The following is a 5,040-nucleotide window of genomic DNA, read 5'->3' as shown; positions in this document are numbered from 1 at the left end:
TCTTACACGATTACAACCATCATCGGCCCCACACCGCCATCGGCAAGACCACGCCGATCACCCGGTTGAACAACCTGGCTGGACATCACACCTAGCTCACCGACCTGCGCTCCCCCGGCCCAGCCGTCTACTGCACGAAACATGACCTCTACCTGCTCACCCGCTACGACGACGCCCGCGCGGACGCCGCGGACTGGCGATTGTTCACCTCCGCGCAGGGCGTTGCTTCACCGCTGACTTCAACAACCAGATCGCCGCGCCGAGGGGTGGCGGTCAGCCTGGCGATGCGCGGAAGATCAGCGCTAATAGCACGTCTTTTCTTGGTACACCGGAGGTATTTTGGCGTCCAGCACCTGGGCGGTCGGGTTGTCATCGCACCTGGGTGTGGGTCCCACCAGACGCTGACGCAGCGCTTCGGATGCGGTGTCGTCGACCATCGCGATCAGTTCGGCGCCGTAGGTCGAGGCGACAACCGCAGCGATCTGTTTGCCCGCAGTGTCGATGTCGCCGGCGTAGCGCAAGCACACGCCGTGTTCGACGGCGAGCTGGAACAGCACATGGTTGATGGCGCGCAGCTGGCCGCTGGTACCCGCGAGTGACTGGCGCACGCGGGCAGTAAAAGCGATCTCCAGCACGGACGGATTTTCGACGACCGTCAAGGTCTGCGGCGCGAGGACGGGTGGGCACTGCACCAGGTCGAGCAAGGTCAGCGCCACCGGTGCGGGTGACTCCCGCAGTCGCCGGTCGATCGGACCGTCACCAGCGACCTGCACGTTGAACAGCAGGACCGTAGCGGACAGCCGGTCGGCGATGACACCATCGCCAGCCAGCAGCGTACGCACCAGGAATCCGTCGCGCTGCCGGACCCGCAGGCACTCGACGGTGACCATGAGGCATCGGGCCCGATGTCTACGCGGGATTCGTTACAGTGACTTCCATGGATCGATGCGGGGTGGTTGATGCCTGACTCCAGCGAGCATCCCGATGACATGCCACGACGAACACGCCGCCCGCGCTCGGACCACGCAACGCTTCTGAGCCTAGTTGTCGCCGTCCTCGCGCTGGGCTGGACGATCTACGCTTACTACTACCCGCAGGCCGCTCCGGTGGCAGTTCCACCGATATCGTTGTCACCGACAACCTCTGCACCAGCGGTCACTGCTTCAGCCCCTGCACCGCCCCCAGCATCACCGTCAAAGCAGATCGGCGCATGGTTCACCCGTGTCGGTGACTGGGTCGACGAGGCCAGCGCGAAGTTGAACGACCGGTATGACGAAGACCGACATGACCGATCCCGCTGGTCACTGCTGCTCACCTGGTGCTTCATGACCGGCCTCATGCTGTGGTTCATCGCCGACGGTCTACGCGTGATAGTCATGCCGCTCATGCAGTTGGCCTACATTCACTACTACACCCCCTCCCTCAGCGGCTGGGGAATCGCGGCAAGCATCATCGGCGCCATCCTGGCCACCACCGCCGCAATCATCGTTAGGCTCGAACAGGGTTGATCGGCGGCCTCCGCCCATCAACCCTGTGCCACTCCGTACCCGCAGAGCCGCGATCGAGCCCGCGCCGTGGACAGAAGCGCTGTGTTCGGCGCGCAAACCAGGCTCGGATACCCAGACAGCGCCAAGGGGCCGTTCACCACCGGTGCACGAAACGGATCCGCTCCCCCGACGGCCATCCCAAGGCTTATGCATCTCCTGAAAGGCCAGTCCTGCCGTCCACGAAAGAATCACGCACGGCGCTGCACCCGTTCGCCAGTTCCAGCGACGTGCCTCGCCGACCCGATGGGGCACCACCTCATGGTTCATCCTCTGTCAGTCGCCGCAGATGCTCCCCGATCAGGCGCCGGTGGATCCGCGGCATCACGACATCGCGAAGCTGAACGACAAGGTGCTGCTCGTACGGGGTCACATGCTCCAGAGCGGAACTCAACGCTACAGCCACTTCATTCAAGTCGAGTGCCTCTTCCAGCGTGGCGATGTCAACGTCTCGCGCCACGTCGGACATGAGGCGCCGGAGGACTTCCGCGGCGGCCTGAAGATGGCCAGCTACGGGTTCGGGACAGGGGTAGGTAGCGATCTCGATATCGAACTCGCCCCAGCCGTCCACGGCATCGGGCGGTGGCGGCGCGTCCGGCCTTTTCCTCACCATGCCGAGGCCTCGCACTGCGACTCGACATCGCCTGCCCCGACGCCTCTGGCCGGCTCTAAGTGCGACGCCTGTTGCGGTTCCTGAACTGGTCACCCGGTGACCGGATCAATCACACCGTCATCCAGGACGCCATCATCGTCACCCGTTCCCCCACCAGGCGTGCCATCATCGGCGTGCGCGGCGACCTTCCCCTGCCTGCCACCGCCCATGCGCTCGCCGGCATCCACCCCCGACGGCCAAGCCCTGCTGGTGGCCGCACCTGGCCACGACACCCTAGTCGTGCATCCACTATCGACCGTCGCATCGCTGCTCACCGAGTACTACGCCCGGCAGGACAGCGTCGATGGCATCTGACCTCACACCAGCGCAGGCATGCTCGCCCGGTTCGGAGTTACCTTGGCCCCGGCACCGGGACAGGTGACAGTCCGGGAGTACCTACCGAAAGTGATCGCGGCCGCCAGCCCGACCAGCGCCAAGACCTACGGCACCTACTGGGCCCGGATGGACCAGCTCTGGGGCGAGCGACCGGTCGACACCATCCGAGCCACCAACGTGGAAGCCCTGCAGCACGACTGCACCGTCCACGCCCGACCACGCGAACGCAACTCCCGAGGTGGCCGGTACGCCGGCGAGAACGCCAACTCCGCCGCCCGGGCGTTCTTCCGGCGCGCCGAAGCCGACGGCCTCATCCCACCCGGCACCAGCCCCACCCACCGCGTCCCCAAGCCCCGCCGGCTGCCCAACACCCGCCGCGCCCTACTCGCCTGGGAAATACAGGAGATCACCGAGGTCGCCCGGACCACCGGCAACGATGCAGTCCTCGACAATCTGCTGCTGCGGCTGCATACCGAAACCGCCTGCCGCCGCGGTGGCGCGCTCGCCCTGTGCCGCAAGGACCTCGACACCCGTACCGGCCTGGTCCGGCTCCGCGAGAAAGGCGAAACCCTTCGCTGGCAGCCGATCACCCTGCACCTGGCCACCAGCCTCGCCGACCACGCCCGCCTACGCGGAGCCTCCCAGCCCGACGCCGCGCTGCTGCGCTACCGCAACGGCCAGCCACTGACCACCCGACGCTACGACGCCCTATGGAATCGCATCGGCAGCCAACTCCCCTGGGTCGCCGCCCAGGGCATCTCCACCCAGTGGCTTCGGCACACCACCCTCACCTGGGTAGAAAGCAACTTCGGCTACGGCATCGCCCGCGCCTACGCCGGCCACACCGACATCACCGGCCCAGCCACCAACACCTACATCAAAGCCGACATCCACGCCGTCGCCACCGCACTGAGCGCCCTGACCGGAGAACCGCATCCCCTGGCTCTCGACCTCAAGGAACTCGGCTTCCTCACCTGACACAGAAACCACGGTGTCGAAGGCGACGCATCACCGCCCGCCGAATCCGCCGGACGGGTGTGGATCGTCTGGGGATTAAGCGTCCGAGAGTGCGAGGCGAAACCAGGCAAGATCACGAAGCCCAGCCGGATCTTCGACAAATTTCGCCAAAGCGTTCGCTATTTGTACGGTGCTGGTCGACCCAGTCCGGCTTCCGCCGGTGTGGCCTTACGTCCTTGGAAGAAGAAGGCGAAAGCGCCCGGCTCGGAGAGCCTATCGCCACCCTCAACAGGCCCAACTGACTCGCCCACAGAGACCGGGAAGCCTATGCCGAGGCGATCGCGGCCAACGCGCTGCACCTCGTTGCCGTACGCGGTTGCCATGCGCGCGTGAATCTGCGAACGGAGGCGAAAGGAATCTGGATCACCCCGACCGTGGATGCCACGACGTCGAGGTCACCGCCAGTTCAAACACCCGATCGGACGATGACCACCGATGAAGGACTAGATATCGTGCCGTGAGTGATGAGGTCGGCATGGATCAAGTGGGCTCGGGCCGTCGAACACCAACGAGTTCTGGCCCGCCAGTCCCGTGAGTTCGTCGAGGTCGACTCGCACGAGTACGTGCGCTTCGACAACGCCAATGATGACAGCGATCCGTTGCTACGAATCCAATGGCGTCTCCACGTGAAACAGCCCTATCCCGAGCAGTGGAGCCTGCTGATCGGCGACATCCTCACCAACCTGCGAGCAGCCCTCGATCACGCACTGTGGGCAGCGGTCATCGCCCACTCCGGCCCACCGCCACGCCCCCAGGCCATCCAGTTCCCCATCGCAACCACCGCCAAGAAGCTTCGCCAGCCTCGGTCAGAACTGGCCGAACTCGTCACAGCAGAAGTCTGGCAAGCCGTGGAGTCGCTGCAACCCCTACAAGCGCAATCCGATCAGCACCTGCATCCACTCGAAATCCTGCGTTGGCTCTGCAACGTCGACAAACACCGTTTCGTACACGTCGTCGGCCGCACGAGCATCGATCTCACACCCGTGCACATCGCCTCACCGACACCACTGGAAATCATCGACGAATGGCGACACGAAGGCCCAGTCGCTGACGGCGCCGCCGTCGCCAGCCTGAAGATCAAACGCCCCGCCGACGGACGGATCCGACTCGACCTACAACCCACGTTCTCCCTGCTGGCGACCCTCCAGATCAGCGACGACCCCATCGATCATCGAAGCCTACGAGCCGTCATGGACGGCATCAGAGACGCAGTGCTCTGGGTTCTCGTAACACTCACGAAGGCGTCAGGCCAGCCCGTTCCCGACCCCGGCTCGCTCGAACTCGGCGACTTCCACGAGACAGTCGCCGCCCAGTACGCAGGACACCTCGGGATCGTCCGTCACGCTGACGGCACACTCACGCCCATCCCTTCGCCGCCCGAAGACAACACTCCCGACTAGTACGGCAGCCGCCATTCGTGAGGTGACCTCGGGTCCCGCGGGAACGAGGACGGCCACCGCATGATCGTCTGTGCGTTGTGGACACAACATT

General features: G+C 64.9%; 5 protein-coding genes. 3 read left to right on the top strand and 2 right to left on the bottom strand.

From position 1 onward, the window contains the following. Positions 1 to 302 precede the first annotated feature (302 nt). A complete protein-coding gene (locus ACH442_RS47790; protein WP_396344882.1) occupies positions 303 to 890 on the bottom strand; it encodes a DUF2399 domain-containing protein in 588 nt (195 codons plus the stop codon). Positions 891 to 959: 69 nt separating this feature from the next. Between ACH442_RS47790 and ACH442_RS47785 the strand changes: the two genes are divergently transcribed. After that, positions 960 to 1,508, top strand: coding sequence for a hypothetical protein (locus ACH442_RS47785; RefSeq protein ID WP_396344881.1), 549 nt, complete (start codon positions 960 to 962; stop codon positions 1,506 to 1,508). Between the two features lie 295 nt (positions 1,509 to 1,803). Here the strand turns inward: ACH442_RS47785 and ACH442_RS47780 are convergent, their stop codons facing one another. Beyond that, the gene (locus ACH442_RS47780) at positions 1,804 to 2,157 is read right to left on the bottom strand and encodes a hypothetical protein (RefSeq protein WP_396344880.1); all 354 of its coding nucleotides are present in this window, start codon (positions 2,155 to 2,157) and stop codon (positions 1,804 to 1,806) included. Between the two features lie 444 nt (positions 2,158 to 2,601). Between ACH442_RS47780 and ACH442_RS47775 the strand changes: the two genes are divergently transcribed. Continuing rightward, positions 2,602 to 3,510 (top strand): tyrosine-type recombinase/integrase, encoded by a 909-nt coding sequence (locus ACH442_RS47775; RefSeq protein ID WP_396344879.1) that lies wholly within the window; start codon positions 2,602 to 2,604, stop codon positions 3,508 to 3,510. 500 nt (positions 3,511 to 4,010) lie between these two features. Next, complete coding sequence (locus ACH442_RS47770) at positions 4,011 to 4,949, top strand: hypothetical protein (RefSeq protein ID WP_396344878.1); 939 nt, start codon at positions 4,011 to 4,013, stop codon at positions 4,947 to 4,949. Positions 4,950 to 5,040: the final 91 nt, after the last annotated feature.

This window comes from Actinoplanes sp. NPDC020271, from assembly GCF_044388125.1.
Lineage (GTDB): Bacteria > Actinomycetota > Actinomycetes > Mycobacteriales > Micromonosporaceae > Actinoplanes.
This window is presented reverse-complemented; position numbering and strand designations above follow the sequence as displayed.

Coding starts and splice junctions, on each gene's coding strand:
- ACH442_RS47790 (WP_396344882.1), bottom strand. CDS start 890: ATGGTCACCGTCGAGTGCCTGCGGGTCCGGCAGCGCGACGGATTCCTG.
- ACH442_RS47785 (WP_396344881.1), top strand. CDS start 960: ATGCCTGACTCCAGCGAGCATCCCGATGACATGCCACGACGAACACGC.
- ACH442_RS47780 (WP_396344880.1), bottom strand. CDS start 2,157: ATGGTGAGGAAAAGGCCGGACGCGCCGCCACCGCCCGATGCCGTGGAC.